The organism is Alkalibacterium pelagium (assembly GCF_900109325.1).
GTDB lineage: Bacteria > Bacillota > Bacilli > Lactobacillales > Carnobacteriaceae_A > Alkalibacterium > Alkalibacterium pelagium.
Genome location: NZ_FNZU01000014.1, coordinates 46,558 through 66,980 on the forward strand (window position 1 = coordinate 46,558; position 20,423 = coordinate 66,980).

Here is a 20,423-nt window from a genome sequence, read left to right on the forward strand (position 1 = left end):
TATACTGTCAGTAAATATTTAATAGTAAAGGACTGAACAATATGCATTGTCCTAAATGTCAACACAACGGAAGCAGAGTAGTGGACAGCCGACCGGCAGATGATGGGAAAGCAATTAGACGCAGGAGAGAATGTGAGAACTGCCTCTTCCGCTTTACAACATTTGAACGTATTGAACAGAGCCCTGTCCTTGTTGTGAAGAAAAACGGGAATAGAGAAGAATTCAGTCGTGAGAAACTACTGAGAGGCATCCGTAGAGCCTGTGAAAAAAGACCTGTAGCTGCAGCTGCACAGGAAAAAATTGTAAATAAAGTAGAATATAAAATCAGAGACAATGGAGCCAATGAAGTTCCCTCAACTAAAATTGGAGAATACGTGATGGAAGAACTGGCAGAACTGGATGACGTGGCCTACATCCGCTTTGCAAGTGTGTATAGACAATTCAAGGATATTGGTGTCTTTATGCAGGAAATGCAGGAACTTGAGAAAAAGAGAAAAGAACATTAAGCAAGGCTGAAAGGATCAATCAACGATGACTTACCCCTGGAAAACTATGAGCCCTAAAGACAGCGTACATCTGATCAGGTTGACGATGTTATCTGATGTGCATATAAGAGCACTTCATAACTTATACCAGCCACTTCTTGGAAAAGACGCTGTCAGCCTTTTTATGACACTTAAAGAAACACTCGATCAGACCATTGAAAAAGATCTGATGTTGTCTGATTTACTTGTACAGCTCGACTGTGGTGTGAAAGAGTTTTACGAGGCAAGAATCAGGCTGGAAGCTTACGGCCTTATCAGAGTCTATGTACATGATTCTGATTCGACACGTTTTGCTATCGGTTTAAGTTGTCCTATGCTGCCTGAACAGTTCTTCAAAGATCCGATGATGAAGATGATGCTCACTGAAAAAGTAGGTGAGCGACTGACAGACGACTTGCAAAAAAGATTCAAGGTTCATGATGGAAGGTTGACTGAATACAAAGAAGTCACTAAGTCATTTCTTGATGTCATCCATGTGGATATGAAGAAAATGAGTGAAGCTTCTGAAAATGAAGATGCGGAGGAACGGTCGACTGCGATCAGTGATCAGATTATGGCAGCCGAACGATTCGACTGGTCGTTTTTCATTGAAGGTCTGAACAAGAATTATATCAGCCGCTCATCAATCACAACTGATCTCAAACGACTGATTTATACCTTTCATACCTTATATAATATCAATGAGCTGGAGATGCAGAAATTTGTACTTGAAGCAGCAGATTTAAACACAGGTCAGGTAGATGATCAGAAGCTGACTTCTCTAATACAAAAAGAGTATTTACAGAAGTCCAGTAGCCGAAGGAAAGCGTCCCAGGACTTAACTCAAGAGAGTGGTCATAGAGTAAGACAGCTCGAGCAAAAAGGATTTTCAAAAGAAGAAATAGAAATTATCCTGCATTCAGAGCAGGTGAGTCCTTATGCTTATCTGAAGTCGATCAAACGACAGAAAGGTGGATTCGTCTCTTCTAATGAAACGTGGCTGCTGAAAGAACTTGTTGAGAATGCGCCGTTAACTACAGCGGTGATAAATATTCTTTTGAACTATCTGCTAATCATCAAGAATTCACCTAGCATAGAAAAAGGTCTTGCAACTAAAATAGCCAATGATTGGGCACAGAGTCAGGTTAAAACACCTGAAGATGCTATGCAGAAAGTAAAACAGCTTTATGCGTCATTCAGCCAGAAAAATCAGAAAGCAGCACCCAAAGGTAATTATTCCAAAAGTCGGAAAAATGCATCTCATGCTCGACAGGAAACCCTTCCTGACTGGGCTGTGGAAGACTCTGGAAAAGATGAACGACTCAGTTCAGAGGAAGAGGAAGCTTACAAAGAAAGACTTAAACGAATCCGCAACAGGAAAAGTGGTGAATCATAATGGATAGTATAAAAGATCAGCTGGCTAAACTGATGGATTCAGGAAAAGTCAGCGACATGTTCAGTCAGATCATGAAAAAAGATGTCATGAGTGATCCGGACGTAAGAGAATTTCTTGCTGAGCATAAAGAAGCATTATCAAAAGAAGCTATTGAAAGAAGTGCTTCTGAACTATACGAATTTGTATCCGAAAAGAAAAAAGTGCAGAACAGGAGTAACAGCCTGGCTCCGGGATATGAACCCAAGCTCATCCTGAACAATCATCGTATCGACGTGACTTATGTGCCTACACGAGAACTTCTTTCACGGCAAAAGGAAGTTAAGATCAAAAACAGGATAAAATCCCTTTATATGCCGAAAGATCTCAAAAATGCCAGACTTGAAGAATTTGAAGCGACAAGAAAACGTCAGGCTGCTTTTGAGAAGGCAATTACATTTATAGATGACTATCTTGAATCGCCTCGTTCATATCATAAAGGTCTCTATCTTCAAGGACCATTTGGTGTAGGTAAGACTTTCCTTCTGGGGGCCATGGCTCATGAACTGTCGCAGCATGGCCATTCAACTACGCTGGTTCATTTTCCTACCTTTGCAGTTGAAATGAAAAACGCTATCGGGAATAATACGACAGAAGATAAGATGGAAAAACTCAAACGCGCGAAGATACTGATGATCGATGATATTGGAGCAGATTCCATGTCGTCCTGGATAAGAGATGATGTACTTGGTGTCATTCTTCAATTCAGGATGCAGGAAGAGCTGCCGACATTCTTTACATCAAACTTCAGTATGGATCAGCTTGAAAAAGAACACCTGAGTGTGACGCAACGGGGTGAAAGAGAGCCTCTTAAAGCGAAGCGGATTATGGAGCGTATCCGTTTTCTGTCTGAGGAAGTGGAAATGTCAGGAGATAATCGACGTCAAAATAAAAGTTGATTTGCCCTGCAAAAAGTGATAAAGTACTATCTATATCAAGAATAATACCACTTTGAGAAAGACACCATCGTTCAACAGTAATTAAAAGAGAGGAAGATCCCGGCTGAAAATCTTCCATTAATGAACGGATGACCCCTTTCGAGTGCCGGTCCGAATAGAGTAGGATCTGCCGTATACTCTGCGTTAAAGAGCGAAGAGATTAGAATGGCTCATTGCTGTTCTATAAACTTGGGTGGAACCACGTATATTAAACGTCCCATTGGATAAGACAGCTTATTCAATGGGACTTTTTTAATGAAAATAGGAGGAATTGGAATGTCGGAAATGATTAATGTTATTTTACCGGATGGCTCTTCAAAGGAAGTTTCTAAAGGCACAACGCCTAAAGAGATTGCTGGTGGGATTGCCAAGTCACTTGAAAAAAAAGGGCTGGCCGCTAAATGGAATGGTGAACTGGTCGATTTCAGTCGTGAACTGAATGAAGACGGAGCACTTGAAATCGTTACGCCTGATCATGAAGATGCTCTGTCAGTTTTAAGACACTCTACTGCCCATCTAATGGCTCAGGCAATTAAACGTCTGTATCCGGATGTGTCATTCGGAGTAGGGCCCGCTATAGAAAATGGGTTTTATTATGATACAGATACTGAGCAGCCGATTACTGATGAAGATCTGGAAAGAATTGAAAACGAAATGATGGCGATCGTAAAAGAAAATCTGCCTATCATTCGAAAAGAAATATCTAGAGCAGAAGCTCTTGACCTGTTTAAAGATGACCCTTATAAACAGGAACTGATCAAAGATCTTCCAGAGAATGAAGAATTGACTGTCTATGAACAGGGAGAATTTGTCGACCTGTGTCGTGGTGTACATGTGCCTTCTACAGGTCGGATACAAGTCTTTAAACTATTATCCCTTGCAGGGGCTTACTGGAGAGGGAACTCTGACAATAAAATGATGCAGCGTGTATACGGGACAGCGTTTTTTGATAAAAAAGCACTGAAAGAGTACCTCAAGATGCGGGAAGAAGCAAAGCAGCGGGATCACCGTAAATTAGGTAAAGAGCTGGAACTTTTCATGTTGTCACCAGAGGTCGGTTCAGGTCTGCCGTTCTGGCTTCCTAAGGGAGCTACGATCAGACGTGTAATTGAACGATACATTACAGACAAGGAAATTAGCTTGGGTTATCAGCATGTCTATACTCCAATCATGGCAAACGTTGACTTTTACAAGCGTTCAGGCCACTGGGATCATTACCATGAAGACATGTTTCCACCAATGGATATGGGTGACGGGGAAATGCTTGTTCTTCGCCCAATGAACTGTCCGCATCATATGATGGTCTTTAAAGATGATGTCAGAAGTTACCGTGACCTGCCGATTCGCATCGCTGAACTGGGACAGATGCACCGCTATGAGAAGAGCGGGGCTTTGTCAGGCTTGCAGCGCGTACGTGAAATGACACTGAACGATGCCCACGTGTTTGTTCGTCCGGATCAGATCAAAGAGGAGTTCAGCCGAGTTGTCAAACTTATGCTTGCTGTGTATGAAGACTTTGACATTAAAGATTACCGCTTCAGACTGAGTTATAGAGACCCTGAAAATACTGAAAAGTACTTTGACGATGATGCCATGTGGATGAAAGCTGAGTCTATGTTGAAAGAAACACTTGACGATCTTGGCCTGGAATACTTCGAGGCAACAGGGGAAGCTGCATTTTATGGTCCTAAACTTGACGTTCAAGTCAAAACTGCAATGGGTATAGAAGAAACTCTCTCTACTGTTCAGCTTGATTTCCTTCTGCCAGAACGGTTCGACCTGACGTACGTTGGGGAAGATGGACAGGATTCTCATCGACCAGTCGTTATCCACCGTGGAGTCGTATCGACGATGGAACGTTTTGTTGCATACCTGATAGAACGATACAAAGGTGCATTCCCGACATGGCTGGCACCTGTACAGGCTAAAATCATTCCTGTCAATCTTGATATCCATGGCGAGTTTGCAGAACAGCTGAAAAACAGACTGGCAGCCAAAGGCTTACGAATAGAAGTCGATAATCGAAACGAGAAGATGGGATACAAAATCCGAGAAGCTCAGACACTCAAGATTCCTTATCAGCTCGTTATCGGAGACAATGAGATGGCTGATAATTCAGTAGCTGTCCGTAAATACGGTGAAAAACAGACTAACACTCTTGCTATAGAGGATTTCATTCAGCAGATGGTAGAAGAGAATACGAAATAAATGTCACGATCCATTTGACATAGGGTATTCGTTGTGATATTATATAAAAGTTGAGAAAACAAAGCAGAAGCCCCCGCTTCTCGCCTTATGGACATCTGTTCATGGGCAGATATGGACACGTATATATAAGGCATGCGCTTGAGTATGCCTGATGCGGAGAACAGGCGGGAAATTTCTATGCAAATAGAAGTCCCGCCTTTTTCTGTGCTTTTCTCGCAAATACTTTGGAGGTGACCACCATAGCTAAAGACATGATTGTCAACGACCGTATTCGTGCAAATGAAGTACGTTTGATCGGAAAAGACGGTGAACAGATAGGTGTAGTCCAGCGTAAAGAGGCACTAAGATTAGCAGAGGAAGCCAATATGGACCTTGTTCTAGTCTCGCCTAATGCTAAACCACCAGTTGCTCGTGTAATGGACTACGGCAAGTATCGCTATGAACAGCAGAAAAAGGAACGTGAAGCAAGAAAGAATCAGAAAATTGTCAACATCAAAGAGATTCGTTTGAGTCCAACGATCGACGACCATGATTTTGATACGAAATTGCGTAACGCTCGTAAGTTTCTGGAAAAAGGCGATAAAGTCAAAGTCTCTATCCGTTTCAGAGGACGAGCAATCACTCACAAGGACATTGGACGTGAAGTACTGGAACGCATGGCTGAAAAAGCATCTGATATTTCACAAGTCGAATCAAAGGCTAAGATGGATGGCCGTAGCATGTTCTTGATGCTCGCACCGAAAAGTGAAAAATAAAGAAATAACTGTGATGTAGTTATTTTCTGATCATTATATAGAAGAGTATTGGAGGAAATCAAAAATGCCTAAGCAAAAAACGCATAAAGGTTCAGCAAAACGATTCAAAAGAACTGGTACTGGTAAACTGAAAAGAAGTCACGCAAAAACAAGCCACATGTTTGCGAATAAGACTCAGAAACAGAAACGTAAACTGCGTAAATCAGCACTGGTTTCTAATAGTGACTACAAACGCATCAAGCAGCAGCTTGCTAAAATGAAATAATAGATTCTAGGATTGTATTGAAGGAGGAAAAACAATGGCACGAGTAAAAGGTGGAGTCGTCACTCGCAGACGCCGTAATCGCGTATTAAAATTAGCTAAAGGATATTATGGTGCTAAACATCGCTTGTTCAAAGTTGCAAAACAGCAAGTAATGAAATCATACATGTATGCTTACAGAGACCGTAAACAGAACAAGCGTAACTTCCGTAAACTATGGATTGCACGTATCAACGCTGCAGCACGTATGAACGGATTAAGCTACTCTAAATTCATGCACGGACTTAAATTAGCTGAAATCGACATGAACCGTAAAATGCTGGCTGACTTGGCTGTAAACGATGCTGATGCATTTTCAGCTCTGACAGATAAAGCAAAAGATGCTTTAAACGGTTAATTCACTTGCCTTATAACAATCAGTTTATAACTGGTTGTTATAAGGTTTTCTTTTTCAAAATAATTGAAACAAAATTTACGTTCCTTTATCAGAACTTCATGGTATAATGTAAAAGATATTCCTATCAAGAGGAGTTTATGAAAAAAAATTACTATACATAAGCTTTTCGATCAGTTATATGTAGTTATGTTAGTTATATGTAAGACAAATACGTTCAGGTAAGGGGTGTGTCCAGAATGGAGAAGGCTAAGAAAAGAATCGCAGTTGTCGGCAGCGGCATTACCGGTCTGACAGTTGCCTATCGCTTGCAGAAAATAATTAAAGAACAGGATCTTCCTTTCGAAGTCATCGTCCTGGAGTCTTCTATCCGTTCCGGTGGAAAATTATATACCATGAAATTCGGAGAACAGTTCATCGATCTGGGTGCTGAGTCTATAGACACGCGCCTGCCGGATGCAGTCGGACTGATTAAAGAATTAGGACTAGAGGACCAGGTGGAATACAGTCAGAATGGAAAGCCTGATATCTATGCATTCAATAAGCTTTATCAGCTCGACAGCGATACTTATAAGGGAATTCCAGTAAAAAGAACAGACATATGGAAATTCGATCTGATTTCTTTTCAGGGGAAACTGTCTTTCCTGAAAGATACATATTTTTCCAGAACTGAAGAATCAGAAGAAGTATCAACTCGTGACTACTTTGCTCAACGTGTAGGAGATGAGGTAGCTGAATATGCTGCTGAACCATATATATCTAAGGTCTATTCTAGTGAAATTGATGAAATAGGTATCAAGGGATTAAATGAACCATTGTTTGCTCTCGAAAAGGAACATGGAACTATTACTAAAGCACTTGAAGCTCATCCTGAACTAATTGATGGAGATGGCAATTATCTGACATTTAAAGATGGGCTAGAGACTCTCACACGTGAATTGTCTCAAAGTCTTGAAGAGGACATCAGGTATTCAAAGAAAGTAACGGATATAAAAAAAAGCATCAGTCATACCTATATTGTCGACATTAATAAAAAAGAGCAGCTTAGAGTAGATAGTGTTGTCGTAGCTACTGATTCTGGAGCTTATAATCAGATTTTTTCAGACATCGAATTAAGTGACTACTTTAAGGAAATCAAGATGGGATCCATAGGATTTGTCCTTTTCAGTTTTCCGAAAGGAGCTATCAAGAATCCTCCTGAAGGAAACGGCGTACTGTCAGTCAGACGTAATAATTCATATATACAAAGCATCGTGTGGCTGAATAAAAAATGGGCACACCATGCACATAAAGATGAAGAATTATTAGGAGTCTACTTCGGCAGAAGCTCGGATAGTATTATGATGTCACTAAGTAACAAGCAGATTGAAGAAGCAATACTTAAAGATCTTAACAAAATGCTGTCAATTAATGTTGATCCGAATTACCGTATCATCAAGCGGTGGCCTAATGCCATCCCTCAGTTCAGCGTTAATCATGAAGAACGGACCAAAAATCTCAATGAGTTTCTTAAAGATAAATATCCCGGACTGTATCTTATTGGTAATGGAATGGACGGATTTGGTGTAAACAACTGTATTCGACAAGGAAATAAAACAGCCGAATTGGTCATCGACTATTTAAAAAATACAATATAGTTTTCCCATTCGTTTTTATAAGTGAACTGGGATCCAAAAACAGCCGATCGTGTACAGAAGAGTACAGCATCGGTTGTTTTTTTTTCAAATTCACGTATTCTATAAATATAGATAATCATTACAAGGAGGAGTCTGTAAAATGAAACTGACTGTACTGGGGTTCTATGGTGGTTATCCTACTGATAACATAGGAACGAGTTCTTATCTACTGGAATCTGATAATTTTCACTTGCTTCTGGATGCGGGAAGTTACAGTCTGCTGACAATGGAAAAATATGTCGATCCGCTAGAGCTTGATGCTGTATTATTGTCTCACTATCATCACGATCATATTGCGGATTTAGGTGTTCTGCAATTTACTAGACTGCTGAAAAGGGATGAGCACGGCAATAGAGCTCACATGCTTCCAATTTACTGCCATAACGAAGATGCTGCTCACTTTGAACAGATGACTTTAGAAAACGTTAGTGAGGGGATACCATATAATGAAGAGCCCAAGCTGACAATTGGGCCGTTTGATATCGAGCACTTAAAGACTCTTCATCCTGTTCCTTGTTACGCTTTTAGGATTACTGAAAGAAAGACCGGTAAAGTACTCGTGTATACTGCAGATTCAGGATTTATCGAAGATTTTATCCCATTCTGTGAATCTGCCGATTATCTTCTGGCAGATAGTAATTTCTACAAAGGCATGGAAAATCATACTGTCCACATGACTGCAAAGGAATGCGGACAGATTGCTTCAAAAGCTGGCGTATCTAACCTGATACTTTCCCATCTTCCTCAAACTGGAGACTGGAACAATCTGATCCAGCAGGCTCAGGAAGAGTGCCCGCGCACAACTGTCCAGCTCGCTGAAAAAGATAAACACTATAATATTTAAGGAGAACTATATATGTATTATGTAAAAAACCAGAGAAATGGAAAAGAAATCCACGATCCAAGAATCAACCTAGCAATTGAATATTATTTATTGAATGAAGTGGAACTGGATGAGCCGATCCTTCTGTTTTATATTAACGATAACTCAATCATTGTCGGTAGAAACCAGAACACATATGAAGAAGTCAACACATCATATGTAGACGAAAACGATGTGACTGTCGTACGCCGTTTCTCTGGTGGGGGAGCAGTCTATCATGATATGGGCGTACTGAATTTCTGTTTTCTGACTAAAGATGACGGGAACTCTTTTAGAGACTTCAAGAAATTTACTTCTCCTGTCATAGATGCGCTTCATCAGATGGGGGTAGAAGGAGCAGAGCTGCGTGGAAGAAATGATCTGGTCATTGATGGTAAAAAATTCTCAGGTAATGCCATGTATGCTAAAAATAACCGCTTGACTGCACACGGCACGTTGATGTTCGATTCTGAAATAGAAGCAGTGGTCAAGGCACTTAAACCTAAAAAGCATAAATTGGAATCTAAAGGGATCAAATCCATCCGAAGCAGAGTGACGAACATCAAACCATATTTAGATGACTCTTATCAGTTTATGAATGCAAAAGATTTCAGAGATAAGCTGCTGCTTTATATATTTGATACTGATAAGTCCGAAGACATTAAAGAGTATGTTTTAAAAGACGAGGACTGGGTCAAGATTGAAGCGTTCGCTGAACAGTATACAGCTAACTGGGATTGGAACTATGGTAAATCTCCTTCCTTTGATACTGAAAGAAGTGAACGTCTTTCAGTCGGAACAGTTGAAGTTAAAATGAATGTAAGAAAAGGAAAAATCGAAGACATTCGTATTTTTGGAGACTTCTTTGGTATGGGAGAAATTGAAGATGTTGAAAAAGATTTGCAAGGTATTCCGTATACCCGTGAAGCCATCACTCGCGCATTAAAGGATATCGATACCCAAACCTATTTTGGGAATGTTGAGATTGATGAGCTTGTTGACCTTTTATACTAAGGCCTATTCATTAAGTAAAAGCTCCATTTCAGTTTTTAACTGGGATAGAGCTTTTTGTGTCTAAAGAATACATCAGATTATAATTATTATAATCTGAGCAAAGTGTTATTTAAGTATAAGATATACGGAAAACCTATAATACCAAGCGTCCCCCAGCTTTGATGCAAAAAAAATAAAAAATAAGACAAAAATATGACAAATAGGGTTTACAACTGTTCACAATTACTCTATAGTATTAAGTGTAGCAGATGACAAACAGTTAAGAGAACCGTTAGATATGAAGGGAGAAATACATAATGGTCACATTATTCACAACACCAAGTTGCACATCATGCAGAAAAGCAAAGGCATGGCTTGAGGAGTACGATATCCCTTACCACGAAAAAAACATGGCTCACGAACCTTTAAAAATTGAAGAGATAAAAGCAATTATGAGACTGACAGAAGACGGAACGGAAGATATTATTTCTACACGTTCCAAAGCATTTAAAGAACTGGATATTGATCTTGAAGAACTTTCATTAAAAGAACTGTTCGAAGTTATTCAGGAAAATCCGACATTGATCAGAAGACCGATTATCATTGATGACCGAAGACTTCAAATCGGGTACAATGAAGATGAAATACGTCAGTTTGTTCCTCGAGAGGTCAGAGCAATGGAACTGGAAAAGGCTCAGAAACTGGTAGCTTTATCACAAGTATAAGTTTAACTCATTTTATTAAATGGAAAAGAATCGACAGTGAGTCGGTTCTTTTTGACCTTATACGAATAAAAAAGCACAATGTAATCGTCATAGCTTGTATTTGAAGGCCAGCTTTTGTATAATAATCTAAGTGCAGTCGATCTGGACTGTTTTTGTATATAAAAAATGTTATATCATCCCAGATGGAGGAACTGTTCTCCACAGAATTGCGAGGTGCGGGATAATGGAAATTGAACATATCAATGAAGACACTATACGAGTGGTCATCGAAAATACAGATCTAGAAGAACGTGGGATTACATTCCTGGACCTGTTAGGAAATCAGAAGCAAATCGAAAAATTCTTCTATAGTATATTGGAAGAAGTTGATATTGATGAAGAATTTCAGGAATCAGAAGCAGTCACTTTCCAAGTCATGCCTAACAACAACGGTCTCGAACTTTTCATCAGTAAGGGTGCTAATTTTAAAGAAGAAATGAACCAGCTTACTGGACTAGGTGATGCATCTCTTGGCAGTCATTCAGATGAGAGTGGACATGAAATCACAGACGAAGTGGAAGAGTACAGTCTGGATGATAATGAAACTAAAGAGGCAATTATTGTCCTTAACAATTTTGAACAGATGATACAGTTAGCCCAATCTTTTCATATGGAAAGTGGCGCATCAAACCTGTTCACGTACAAAGGACAGTATTATCTTCACCTGATTTTCTTTATTGAAGAAATGAATGAAAAGACAAGTGAAGAAGAACTTGCCGTAGCTCTGGAGTATGGAGAGAAGAGTACGATATCCTCTGATGTACTCAATGAATATGCTGATCAGATAATGAAGACTAACGCCCTGGAAATGACCAGATACTATTTTAATTGATAACGAGAGACCACAGAGATGATATCTTTGTGGTCTTTTTTGATGAGTATTTTAATAAAAGGGTAATAGTATATATAGAAATTACTTTCCAGGAGGAAGATATATGCTTATAGCCAGAAATTCATCTGCTCAGCTGATCAAGGCTTCTAAGGCAGATAAGACAGGATCATATACGTGTCCAGGATGTGAGGGGCCTGTCATCCTGAAAAAAGGGACACGGATGATCGCTCACTTTGCCCATGCAAATAAAAGCACCTGTTCATCGTTTTCAGAAGGGGAGACTGAAGAACATCTTAAAGGAAAAACTGCACTGTATCAAGCTTTTAAGCAAGAGGAAGTTAAAGTAGAGATAGAGGCTCAGTTACAGGATTTAAATCAGAGACCAGATGTGCTGGCGATTTATCAGGGAGAAGAATTTGCAATCGAATTTCAGTGCAGCCCAATCACAGTATCGGAGATAGTCAGGAGGACTCAGGGGTATCAGAAGTCAGGAAGAAAAGTCATATGGCTTGCAGGAAGCAGACTGGCGAATACACATAGGTTGACCTCTCTTCAGCGTGCCATGATCTTTGACATTGCGCCTGGGGTATTTGCCTTCCTTCATTATGATGTATGGACTGGAGAGATTCGCTGTTACAGAAAGTTCGATCCTCTAGTCTATGAAATAATGCCCTCTGCAGTGTCAGTTCTGACGAATGAAAGATCGACCTGTTGGTGTTCGGACATTTCAGCAAGCAGCAACAAACCGGATAAAGATAAAGCCCTAACATATCTGAACTGGAAAAGACAAATTAGAGATAAGAGACACCGAGCATTCTTTCAGCTGGTATATGAAGGTCAGATCAGACTAGATTTATTACCTGTAGTTATATTCACTCGACTCGAAACGGATTGGTTGATCAGTACTCCTGCAGTGGAATGGAAGCTGAGGATCTATCAGCTAATCACCACCAAGTCCCGTTTCACTGTCATCACTGAACGTCAATTAAGAGCAACAATAGATAAGTGGATCGAGATGCGTCTGATTGTCTATTTTACGGTACCCAACATCCTTTCAGACACAGTCATGTCACCAATTGTATCTTTTCTTGATCAGCTGACAGAAAGTGGAATACTCGTTCAGATTCAAAAATACAAATGGCGCCAGCGGAGCTGATAAGTAAATGAGATGTTACAGACAAAGATATGACATTCTTGCATAAATTGATTATTCTAATCAAATATAAATTATGTTATCATTAAATTATTCTTAAATTATCAGGAGGGAAATGCATGTCAGAGGTCAAATCATTACCTTTAAGAGAAGAAGTACCTAAAGAACTAACATGGGATTTATCAGTAATATATGAAAACGATGAGAAATGGGAAGAAGACTATAAAGCGACTCAAGAAAAAATCAGTGAAATCAAAGACCTGCAAGGGACTCTTGTAAATGGATCCGGACCATTCTTACATGCTTTGAAGGCTATGCTTGAACTGTCAAGAAAAGTTAGCTCGATCTATGTATACGCACATCTGAAAAATGATCAGGATACAGCCAACAGCACCTATCAGGCGATGAATGATAAAGCCAGATATCTGATAGCTCAGACTCAGGAATCTTCTTCATGGTTCGAACCTGAAGTGATTGAACTCCCGGAAGAGACACTTGAAGAGTATTTCGAAAAAGAAGACGAGCTAAAACTGTACAAGCATTATATCAATCAGATGACCGCCAACAAAGCACACGTTCTATCTTCTGAAATGGAAGCATTACTTGCTGGCGCAAGCGAAGTACTTAATTCGTCAACCCAGACGTTCAGCGTACTCAACAATGCTGATCTGCAGTTTCCGAAGGTCAAGAACGATCAGGGAGAAGATGTTCAGCTGTCTCACGGAATGTTCGGTGAACTGATGGAAAGCACGGACCGAAGTGTCAGAAAAGAAGCATTTGAAAAAATGTACAGTGTCTACACTAGTTTCAAGAATACGTTTGCCAGCACACTGGCTGCTACAGTTAAGCATCACAACTATCAGGCAAAAGTGCACAACTATTCTTCTGCAAGAGAGAATGCTTTGTCAAACAATCACATTCCAGAAGCTGTGCATGACACACTGATCGATGTTGTAAATGATCATCTTCCTCTGCTTCATAGATATATGGAACTTCGTAAGAACGTGCTTAAACTGGATGACCTTCACATGTATGATCTGTATACCCCTATAACAGGTGAAGCAAGCTTGAAGTATAACTACGATGAAGCGAAAGCCAAGACTTATGATGGCTTGGAAGTCCTGGGTGGAGAATATAAAGATGTGCTGGACAAAGCCTTTAATGACAGCTGGATCGATGTAGTCGAGAATAAAGGGAAACGAAGCGGCGCGTATTCCTCTGGAGCCTATGATACAAATCCTTATATCCTCTTAAACTGGCATGATTCACTTAATCATTTGTATACTCTGGTTCATGAACTGGGTCACAGTGCACACAGCTACTTTACTCGGAATAATCAGCCTCATGTATATGGAAACTACTCTATTTTTCTTGCGGAAATTGCATCAACAACAAATGAAAACTTGCTGACTGATCATCTTCTTAAAACAACAGAAGATCCTAAAGCACGAGCTTATGTACTCAGTCACTACCTTGACGGGTTTAAAGGGACAGTTTTCCGGCAGACACAATTTGCTGAATTCGAACATTTCATGCATGAAGAAGCGGCTAAGGGGGTCCCTCTGACAGCTGATTTCCTCAGCGAAAACTACCGTGCAATAAACAGCAAATATTATGGCGATGCAGTTGAAAAGGATGAAGAAATTCAATTTGAATGGGCACGTATCCCGCATTTCTATTACAATTACTACGTGTATCAGTATTCAACTGGTTTCTGTGCAGCAACTGCACTAGCGGATAAATTGCTTAATGACGAAGAAGGTGCACTGGATAAATACCTCACTTATCTCAAAGCTGGCAGTTCCGACTTCCCTATTGAGGTCATGAAAAAAGCCGGTGTGGACATGACCGACAAAGATTATCTCTTAAGAGCCATGAAAGTTTTTGAAGACAGACTGAACGAACTGGAAGAGGCTCTTGAAGCAATAAAAGGGTAAGAATAAAAGCACAAGGATTGATATAAACCGACCATCAAAAAAAGAGACAACAGACCAATCGCCCATTGTTTCATTTCAATAAAAAATCAGGACCTGCTTCACATCTCATGAAGGAAGGGCCTGATTTTTTTATTTTCTCTTACACTAAACAGTCTGATAAAGAGAGAGGTGAGTCACTGACTGGTCGTTTTTTTCGGCCTGATCATTGCATACCCCGTGAAGCAGTTGTTTAGTTATAGATGAATCTATACGGTAACCGGCAGTAGTGTCTTTAGATGAATATACCACACACGACGGAGATTCAGTTACTCCCATTTCTAATGCAAGTTTCTGGTCTTTGTTGAATGCAGTTCTTGAAAGTTCCGAACCTAAGTCTTCTTCAAACATTTCGATATCCAGATTTAATGTTTCAGCGATTTGAAGCAGAAGCTCTCTAGTTACTGCAAGGCCATCTTTGATGACTGACTGCTGAAGTTTCATAAGGAATTTTCTGCCTTTTTTTCTGCCCTGCATAGAAGCAGCCTGGAAAGCAAGGCTGGCATTGTAGGAATCAGTATAAAGCTGATTTCGGTTAGAAAGAGAAGAGTCGTGATTGTCTTTCACTAAATTACCGATAGAGCGGATATTTAAAATGGGTACAAAACGGACTTTAACTTTCTCGTCTCGTTCAGTAGAAAAAGCTTCAACAAGTTTTTCGGATTCATAGCATGTGGTTCCTAATGGATTAACAAACAAGAAGACTTCAATAATATTGTTTAAAAACATAATTAACACTCACCTATTATATAGTTTAGTTTATCAGTTGAAATTCTGCGATTGATTATCTTGAGCTGAAATTTAATAGCTCGTTACAATATATAGACTAACAAACAAACTAGTTTATTAATAATAATCTGCATGAATTTCAACTAAAATTCCAGGTGTGTGTAACAATTCCGTCACAAATGATTTATGACCGTTTTTTCCCGGCATTAAAGGCGCGTGCTATTTTGTTTTCAGTTTTCCTTTTAGGAATGGCATAGGTTTCAAGGATAGACTCGAACATTTTCAGTCCGACTTCTTCTGATGCAGCCTCCACTTCGAGTTCATAATCCACTTTCCCGCTGTATGTGCTTTTGTCCAGAACGACAAGTGTGTCATCCTTCATTGTCTCAAGGCGTGATGTTTCCAGTTCGGCCAGTTTAATGACGGAACGACTGAGAAGAGAATCTTCAGATTCGAGAATTTCTATTACTGGTTCTGGTATCTGAAAAGCTCCCTGAATGGTCATTAGATGAGCATCATCTAATGATAAAGGAAGATTGAGTTCTTTGTGATGCCCTTCAAAGGGAGTCTTGAGTGTCATTTCAGCTTGGTCTTCTTTAATCCTGATTCTCAATGCGCAGCCTCTGTCTTTCAGATCCAACGATGGCGTGTCAAAGTAAACATTACGTTGTGAAAATTCTACATATTTATCTTGTTTAAAATCAGTGTATAGCTGCTGATATTCCTGTTGGGTTAAAATATTTTTAAATTCTATTTCCAGTTCCTGTTCCATTAAGTGCTTCCTTTCCGATAGAGATCAGTCAATTATTTTATTCAAAAAGATTATGGTACAATAGTAACAAGAAACTACACTAAAAAAAAGCAAAGAAGGTAGAGGATATGGATAGAGATTGGGAACTTTTCCTGCTTCCTTACAAGCAAACAGTAGATGAACTAAAAGTAAAGCTGCGCGGACTTAGAAACATGTACCTGCTGAAACAAGAACATGGGCCCATCGAATTTGTTACTGGCAGAGTGAAACCCATCAACAGTATCTTGTTAAAATCAAGAACGCGAAAAATATCTCTGGATAAGCTGGAAACGGATATGGAAGATTTGGCTGGTATAAGAATTATGTGTCCGTTTGTAGAAGATATTTACGATGTAGTTGAGATGCTTAAAAGTAGAAATGATTTAAAGGTTTTATATGAGAAAGATTATGTCACTCACAAAAAAGAAAGTGGGTACCGCTCGTATCACCTTATTTGTGAGTATCCTGTTCAGCTGATCGACGAAGTGAAAGTGGTACTGGTGGAGATACAAATCAGAACGCTGGCAATGAATTTCTGGGCATCGATCGAGCATTCTCTGAACTATAAATATGCGGGGGAATACCCCACTGAAATTAACGATCGTCTGCAGAAAGCAGCTGAATCTGCCTTTCAGCTGGACGAGGAGATGTCCACTATCCGGGATGAAATCAAGGATATTCAGAGCAGCTTCAGGTTTAAAAAAGATTAAACAAAAGGAATGGTAACTAGTGAGGATAGCGGTGGTCCACAATTATACAGAAGAATCGGTAAAAGTTAGCACCAGGCTGAAAAAATTATTATCAGACTCTTCTTTTACTATAGGAAAACAGAACCCTGAAATCGTTATTTCTGTCGGTGGAGACGGAACCTTATTATCTGCCTTCCACAGGTATGCCCATATGCTGGATCAAGTTAGATTTATCGGTGTACATACTGGACATCTGGGATTTTACACAGACTGGCGGGAGTATAACATTGAAGCACTTGTTGAGAGTCTGGAAAACGATACAGGTGAATTCATTCAATACCCCTTGCTGGATGTTGAAGTTATCTATAAGAATAAAAGTACACCAAAACATTTCCTGGCTTTGAATGAGTCGACGATTAAGAGAGTTGACGGGACACTCGTCTGCGATGTATACATTAAGGAAGCTCATTTTGAACGATTTAGAGGAGACGGCTTATGTATCTCCACTCCGACCGGGTCGACTGGATACAACAAATCTGTAGGGGGAGCGGTGCTGCATCCGAGACTTGAGGCACTGCAGCTGACAGAAATGGCATCACTTAATAACCGTGTCTTCCGTACACTCAGTTCTCCAATGATCATAGCCCCGGACGAGTGGATCAAGATCAAACCGACCGATACAGATAACTTTACATTAACTATAGATCAGTTGGTTTCTGATGAAGGAAATGTCGACTACTTGAGGTTCCGTATAGCCAGTGAACGCATACGCTTTGCACAGTATCAGCATACACATTTCTGGGACAGGGTAGAAGACGCCTTTTTAGGAGCTAAGAAAAATAATGGAGATTAAGTGGACAGTTGAAGATCAAGAAGATGAGAACATCCTTCTAAAGAATTTTCTAAAAAAACATCATATTTCTAAAAGGGTCTTAACAAAGGTAAAGTACAGAGGAGGAAGTCTCAAAGTCAATGGACGTCATGTAAGAGTCCGTGAAGAATTAAGGCGTGGAGACATTGTGGCTATGACGATTCCACAGGAAACAGGGAGTGAAAACCTGTCCTCTTCGAGAACCGCTATAAATGTGTTATATGAAGATGAGCACTACCTTTTTATCAACAAGCCCAGCGGAGTCGCTTCAGTGCCTTCATCCGTTCATCCTTCACATACAATTGCAAACCGCGTCAAAGGGTATATTGAGCAGAACGATTACTACCATCAGACGGTGCATATTGTCAGCCGGCTCGACCGGGACACATCGGGTGTTATGATATTTGCCAAACATACTCTAGCTCACTCGTTCATGGATCGTCTCTTGAAGGAGAAAAAAATTTATAAAGAATACGTCGCATATGTCAAAGGAAACCTGCAGAAAGATCATGACCTTATCAATCAGCCGATCGGTAGAGAAGAAGGGTCCATCATCAAAAGACGAGTGGATAAAGCTGGGAAACCTTCTCTGACAGAGTACTGGATAGCTGGAAGGTTCCTGGAAGCAACGAAAGTGAATGTTCAACTGCACACGGGGCGGACGCACCAGATCAGAGTTCATTTTGCTCATTTGAACCATGCGTTACTTGGAGATACACTCTACGGAGATCAAGAAGAGTCACACTTGATTGGAAGACAGGCTCTGCACTGCTCTTGCATCAAGTTTATCCATCCTTTTAAACATCAAAAAGTCATTGTTCAGGCTGATCTTCCAGAAGACATGATCAGTTTAGAACAAAAAATAAAAGATAGACTGGATGTTTAAGTCCGGTCTATCTTCTTTTTCATGAAGTGATGAGGGATGCCGGCATCCAGAAAACCTTCTCCTTCAACTGTAAAATCAGCTTTTTCATAGAAGGCGATGGCATGATCCTGTGAATCTAGAATAAGCCTTGATCCGTTAAGTTCCTTCACAGCTAACCGTTCAATCTCATGGATGAGCTTTAGCCCTAGTCCTGTACCTCGATAGTCTTTTAGAACAGCCACGCGCTGGATTTTTATATCCCCGTTGTCTTTCTTAAGTAGTCTTGCCGTGCAGGCAGGTTTATTTTGAACATATCCAACCAGGTGAAGGGTCTGATCTTCCAGATCATCGATTTCAAGTGATTCATCGACATTCTGTTCTTCAACGAATACTGTCTTTCTTATTGCAAGAGCATCTGTATATGTCGTGCTTAAAAGATCGGTCGTTTTTCTGACATCCATCTGTGATCATCTCCTCTAAAATTAGTATCAACTATATCAATTCTTAATAAAATCGTCAATCTTACTTTAAAACTTCTCTTTCAATATAAACTTAGGTAACATATAATAGAAAAGAAAGCTAAATGAAAGAGGAGAAGACTGTGATAGATTGGAAAAAGTCCAAATTAATGTTCTGGACGATATGGTTACTGGCTGTTTCGGTGCTCATTTTCGTTCTTCAGCAGATCGATTTTATATTGAATCCTCTGGTCGGTATCCTGACGGCATTATTTATGCCTTTATTGATCGCAGGATTTTTATATTATCTGCTTAACCCGGTCGTCAAGCTCCTGGAACGGATCAAGGTTAAACGTGTCTTTGGCATTGCGATCGTCATGATTCTTCTACTAGGTCTTATGGTGCTTACAGTCCTTCTGGGTATACCGATGCTGATCGATCAGGCGACAAACCTGGTGTCAGGGATTCCTGTTTTTATTAGTGAACTTGAGACCTATTCGTTGAGACTTGCTGAAGAACCGTGGATGCAGCAGGTAGATATACATGCTGCATTAAATAATCTGGAATCATGGCTGAGAGACATCAGTTCACAATTCCTGTCAGGTTTCGTGGCCAGCGTCGGTGGAGCAATTCAGATGTTTACAGAAATTGCATTCATTTCCATTACTGTTCCAGTAATTTTGTTCTATATGCTGTATGATGGAAAAAAGTTTCTCCCGTTTGCAGTCGATCTGACACCTGTAAAATTTAAAGAAAACGTAAAGGAAATGATTATTCAGACTGACTCGACTATATCAAGTTACGTTTCCGGAAAGGGAATGGCTTCCTTTCTAGTTGGTCTGCTGCTGTTCATTCTTTACTCTATCGCTCGGATACCTTCAGCTTTTCTGCTGTCCGTTTTCGCTGCGATCACTAACTTCATCCCGTATGTGGGACCGTTCATAGGTGCAGGACCGGCTGTAATCGTTGGACTGATCGAGTCACCCGGTCGAGCTGTTCTGGCCGCAGTATTCGTCCTTATAGCCCAGCAGCTGGACAGCAACCTGTTTACACCTCTGCTGGTCGGAAAGTCATTATCCATCCACCCTCTGACTGTCATACTGGTCCTGCTGGCATCAGCCAATATTGCCGGCCTGCTCGGCATGCTTATCGGGGTTCCGTTGTTCGCAATCATTAAGACTATCGCCATATACACAATAAAAATGGTCAAGCAGCACAAATTGGCCAAAGTGCCAATAGAAAAATAATACTAATA

At 40.2% G+C, this 20,423-nt stretch carries 21 protein-coding genes; 18 read left to right on the plus strand and 3 right to left on the minus strand.

From position 1 onward, the window contains the following. Positions 1 to 41: 41 nt before the first annotated feature. The 14 genes from nrdR to pepF all read left to right on the plus strand — a co-directional run bounded on the left by nrdR (position 42) and on the right by pepF (position 14,730). Positions 42 to 506, plus strand: a complete 465-nt coding sequence (gene nrdR, locus BMX79_RS10595) for a transcriptional regulator NrdR (RefSeq protein WP_091482457.1) — start codon at positions 42 to 44, stop codon at positions 504 to 506. 25 nt (positions 507 to 531) lie between these two features. Then, entirely contained in the window at positions 532 to 1,920 is a 1,389-nt protein-coding gene (locus BMX79_RS10600; RefSeq protein ID WP_091482460.1) for a replication initiation and membrane attachment family protein, read from the plus strand. Then, on the plus strand, positions 1,920 to 2,855 hold the full coding sequence (dnaI, locus tag BMX79_RS10605) for a primosomal protein DnaI (protein WP_091482462.1): 936 nt from the start codon (positions 1,920 to 1,922) through the stop codon (positions 2,853 to 2,855). The genes BMX79_RS10600 and dnaI overlap by 1 nt, the downstream gene beginning before the upstream one ends. Positions 2,856 to 3,170: 315 nt before the next feature. Beyond that, complete coding sequence (thrS, locus tag BMX79_RS10610; protein WP_091482464.1) at positions 3,171 to 5,102, plus strand: threonine--tRNA ligase; 1,932 nt, start codon at positions 3,171 to 3,173, stop codon at positions 5,100 to 5,102. A gap of 251 nt (positions 5,103 to 5,353) precedes the next feature. Continuing rightward, a complete protein-coding gene (gene infC, locus BMX79_RS10615; protein ID WP_091482465.1) occupies positions 5,354 to 5,857 on the plus strand; it encodes a translation initiation factor IF-3 in 504 nt (167 codons plus the stop codon). Positions 5,858 to 5,921: 64 nt separating this feature from the next. Continuing rightward, the gene (gene rpmI / locus BMX79_RS10620; protein WP_091264670.1) at positions 5,922 to 6,122 is read left to right on the plus strand and encodes a 50S ribosomal protein L35; all 201 of its coding nucleotides are present in this window, start codon (positions 5,922 to 5,924) and stop codon (positions 6,120 to 6,122) included. Positions 6,123 to 6,156: 34 nt separating this feature from the next. After that, positions 6,157 to 6,516 carry a 50S ribosomal protein L20 gene (rplT, locus tag BMX79_RS10625; protein ID WP_091264668.1) on the plus strand — a complete coding sequence of 120 codons (360 nt, stop codon included), beginning with the start codon at positions 6,157 to 6,159 and terminating at the stop codon, positions 6,514 to 6,516. 236 nt (positions 6,517 to 6,752) lie between these two features. Then, positions 6,753 to 8,150: a protoporphyrinogen oxidase gene (hemG, locus tag BMX79_RS10630; protein ID WP_091482467.1), complete on the plus strand. Its 1,398-nt coding sequence runs from the start codon at positions 6,753 to 6,755 to the stop codon at positions 8,148 to 8,150. A 139-nt stretch (positions 8,151 to 8,289) separates the two neighbouring features. Further along, positions 8,290 to 9,033: an MBL fold metallo-hydrolase gene (locus BMX79_RS10635; protein ID WP_091482469.1), complete on the plus strand. Its 744-nt coding sequence runs from the start codon at positions 8,290 to 8,292 to the stop codon at positions 9,031 to 9,033. A gap of 12 nt (positions 9,034 to 9,045) precedes the next feature. After that, positions 9,046 to 10,065 (plus strand): lipoate--protein ligase, encoded by a 1,020-nt coding sequence (lplA, locus tag BMX79_RS10640; RefSeq protein WP_091482471.1) that lies wholly within the window; start codon positions 9,046 to 9,048, stop codon positions 10,063 to 10,065. 296 nt (positions 10,066 to 10,361) lie between these two features. Next, entirely contained in the window at positions 10,362 to 10,769 is a 408-nt protein-coding gene (spxA, locus tag BMX79_RS10645) for a transcriptional regulator SpxA (protein WP_091482472.1), read from the plus strand. Positions 10,770 to 10,992: 223 nt separating this feature from the next. Beyond that, positions 10,993 to 11,640: an adaptor protein MecA gene (locus BMX79_RS10650; RefSeq protein ID WP_091482474.1), complete on the plus strand. Its 648-nt coding sequence runs from the start codon at positions 10,993 to 10,995 to the stop codon at positions 11,638 to 11,640. 103 nt (positions 11,641 to 11,743) lie between these two features. Then, complete coding sequence (locus tag BMX79_RS10655) at positions 11,744 to 12,796, plus strand: competence protein CoiA (protein ID WP_091482476.1); 1,053 nt, start codon at positions 11,744 to 11,746, stop codon at positions 12,794 to 12,796. A gap of 116 nt (positions 12,797 to 12,912) precedes the next feature. Next, complete coding sequence (pepF, locus tag BMX79_RS10660; protein WP_091482478.1) at positions 12,913 to 14,730, plus strand: oligoendopeptidase F; 1,818 nt, start codon at positions 12,913 to 12,915, stop codon at positions 14,728 to 14,730. Positions 14,731 to 14,874: 144 nt separating this feature from the next. Here pepF and BMX79_RS10665 read toward each other — a convergent pair whose 3' ends face one another. Beyond that, positions 14,875 to 15,495: a DsbA family protein gene (locus BMX79_RS10665; RefSeq protein WP_091482480.1), complete on the minus strand. Its 621-nt coding sequence runs from the start codon at positions 15,493 to 15,495 to the stop codon at positions 14,875 to 14,877. A 184-nt stretch (positions 15,496 to 15,679) separates the two neighbouring features. Next, positions 15,680 to 16,267 (minus strand): CYTH domain-containing protein, encoded by a 588-nt coding sequence (locus BMX79_RS10670; protein WP_091482482.1) that lies wholly within the window; start codon positions 16,265 to 16,267, stop codon positions 15,680 to 15,682. Between the two features lie 107 nt (positions 16,268 to 16,374). Here BMX79_RS10670 and yjbM point away from each other — a divergent pair, with 107 nt between their 5' ends. From yjbM to BMX79_RS10685, 3 genes are read left to right on the plus strand one after another with little or no spacing between them, the layout of a single operon-like run. Further along, on the plus strand, positions 16,375 to 16,995 hold the full coding sequence (yjbM, locus tag BMX79_RS10675) for a GTP diphosphokinase (protein ID WP_091482484.1): 621 nt from the start codon (positions 16,375 to 16,377) through the stop codon (positions 16,993 to 16,995). A gap of 19 nt (positions 16,996 to 17,014) precedes the next feature. After that, the gene (locus BMX79_RS10680) at positions 17,015 to 17,827 is read left to right on the plus strand and encodes an NAD kinase (RefSeq protein WP_091482486.1); all 813 of its coding nucleotides are present in this window, start codon (positions 17,015 to 17,017) and stop codon (positions 17,825 to 17,827) included. Next, positions 17,817 to 18,731, plus strand: a complete 915-nt coding sequence (locus tag BMX79_RS10685; protein WP_091482488.1) for an RluA family pseudouridine synthase — start codon at positions 17,817 to 17,819, stop codon at positions 18,729 to 18,731. Before BMX79_RS10680 ends, BMX79_RS10685 begins: the two co-directional genes overlap by 11 nt. Here the strand turns inward: BMX79_RS10685 and BMX79_RS10690 are convergent. Next, positions 18,728 to 19,171, minus strand: a complete 444-nt coding sequence (locus BMX79_RS10690) for a GNAT family N-acetyltransferase (protein WP_091482490.1) — start codon at positions 19,169 to 19,171, stop codon at positions 18,728 to 18,730. The genes BMX79_RS10685 and BMX79_RS10690 overlap by 4 nt on opposite strands. Before the next feature lie 140 nt (positions 19,172 to 19,311). On the opposite strand from BMX79_RS10690, the gene BMX79_RS10695 reads away from it, so the two are divergent. After that, positions 19,312 to 20,415 (plus strand): AI-2E family transporter, encoded by a 1,104-nt coding sequence (locus BMX79_RS10695; protein ID WP_170231035.1) that lies wholly within the window; start codon positions 19,312 to 19,314, stop codon positions 20,413 to 20,415. Positions 20,416 to 20,423: the final 8 nt, after the last annotated feature.

Excerpts from the sequence above, each read along its gene's own strand:
- nrdR (WP_091482457.1), top strand. The coding sequence starts at position 42 with ATGCATTGTCCTAAATGTCAACACAACGGAAGCAGAGTAGTGGACAGC.
- BMX79_RS10600 (WP_091482460.1), top strand. The coding sequence starts at position 532 with ATGACTTACCCCTGGAAAACTATGAGCCCTAAAGACAGCGTACATCTG.
- dnaI (WP_091482462.1), top strand. The coding sequence starts at position 1,920 with ATGGATAGTATAAAAGATCAGCTGGCTAAACTGATGGATTCAGGAAAA.
- thrS (WP_091482464.1), top strand. The coding sequence starts at position 3,171 with ATGTCGGAAATGATTAATGTTATTTTACCGGATGGCTCTTCAAAGGAA.
- infC (WP_091482465.1), top strand. The coding sequence starts at position 5,354 with ATGATTGTCAACGACCGTATTCGTGCAAATGAAGTACGTTTGATCGGA.
- rpmI (WP_091264670.1), top strand. The coding sequence starts at position 5,922 with ATGCCTAAGCAAAAAACGCATAAAGGTTCAGCAAAACGATTCAAAAGA.
- rplT (WP_091264668.1), top strand. The coding sequence starts at position 6,157 with ATGGCACGAGTAAAAGGTGGAGTCGTCACTCGCAGACGCCGTAATCGC.
- hemG (WP_091482467.1), top strand. The coding sequence starts at position 6,753 with ATGGAGAAGGCTAAGAAAAGAATCGCAGTTGTCGGCAGCGGCATTACC.
- BMX79_RS10635 (WP_091482469.1), top strand. The coding sequence starts at position 8,290 with ATGAAACTGACTGTACTGGGGTTCTATGGTGGTTATCCTACTGATAAC.
- lplA (WP_091482471.1), top strand. The coding sequence starts at position 9,046 with ATGTATTATGTAAAAAACCAGAGAAATGGAAAAGAAATCCACGATCCA.
- spxA (WP_091482472.1), top strand. The coding sequence starts at position 10,362 with ATGGTCACATTATTCACAACACCAAGTTGCACATCATGCAGAAAAGCA.
- BMX79_RS10650 (WP_091482474.1), top strand. The coding sequence starts at position 10,993 with ATGGAAATTGAACATATCAATGAAGACACTATACGAGTGGTCATCGAA.
- BMX79_RS10655 (WP_091482476.1), top strand. The coding sequence starts at position 11,744 with ATGCTTATAGCCAGAAATTCATCTGCTCAGCTGATCAAGGCTTCTAAG.
- pepF (WP_091482478.1), top strand. The coding sequence starts at position 12,913 with ATGTCAGAGGTCAAATCATTACCTTTAAGAGAAGAAGTACCTAAAGAA.
- BMX79_RS10665 (WP_091482480.1), bottom strand. The coding sequence starts at position 15,495 with ATGTTTTTAAACAATATTATTGAAGTCTTCTTGTTTGTTAATCCATTA.
- BMX79_RS10670 (WP_091482482.1), bottom strand. The coding sequence starts at position 16,267 with ATGGAACAGGAACTGGAAATAGAATTTAAAAATATTTTAACCCAACAG.
- yjbM (WP_091482484.1), top strand. The coding sequence starts at position 16,375 with ATGGATAGAGATTGGGAACTTTTCCTGCTTCCTTACAAGCAAACAGTA.
- BMX79_RS10685 (WP_091482488.1), top strand. The coding sequence starts at position 17,817 with ATGGAGATTAAGTGGACAGTTGAAGATCAAGAAGATGAGAACATCCTT.
- BMX79_RS10690 (WP_091482490.1), bottom strand. The coding sequence starts at position 19,171 with ATGGATGTCAGAAAAACGACCGATCTTTTAAGCACGACATATACAGAT.